This is a genomic window from Terrisporobacter petrolearius, assembly GCF_020748185.1.
GTDB lineage: Bacteria > Bacillota > Clostridia > Peptostreptococcales > Peptostreptococcaceae > Terrisporobacter > Terrisporobacter petrolearius.
This window is the reverse complement of record NZ_JAHZMO010000120.1, coordinates 1-537: the sequence shown is the minus strand read 5'-3', so window position 1 is coordinate 537 and position 537 is coordinate 1. Positions and strand designations below refer to the sequence as shown.

The 537-nt window shown below is 28.9% G+C and carries 1 protein-coding gene; it reads left to right on the top strand.

What is annotated here, in order from left to right:
• Positions 1–537: DNA integrity scanning diadenylate cyclase DisA (gene disA, locus K0040_RS19920; protein WP_228110428.1), on the top strand; the 537-nt coding region annotated here is incomplete at both ends.

Below are 537 nucleotides of genomic sequence, written 5' to 3'. Positions count from 1 at the left end.
GTAGCAAAACAAACTGGTGCTATAGTCATAGGAATTTCACAAAGAAGAAATGTTATAACAGTTTATAGAGGAAATGAGAAGTATGTAGTCGAAGATATATCTAAGATATTTACTAAGGCAAATCAGGCTATACAAACTCTGGAAAAATATAAGACAGTATTGGACCAAGCTATAACAAATTTAAATGCCTTAGAGTTTAATGATTTGGTAACTATTTATGATGTTGCATTAGTCATGCAAAAGATGGAAATGGTAATGAGAGTTACAAGTATAATTGAAAAATATGTGATAGAATTGGGTGATGAAGGAACTTTAGTAAGTATGAAATTAGAAGAATTAATGGGTACAACCAGAATAGACCAGAAATTAATATTCAAAGATTATAATAAAGAAAACACAGAAATAAAAGAACTTATGAAAAAGGTCAAAAATTTAAATTCAGAAGAACTAATAGAATTGGTCAATATGGCAAAACTATTAGGGTATAGTGGTTTTTCAGAAAGTATGGATATGCCTATAAAAACAAGAGGTTATAGG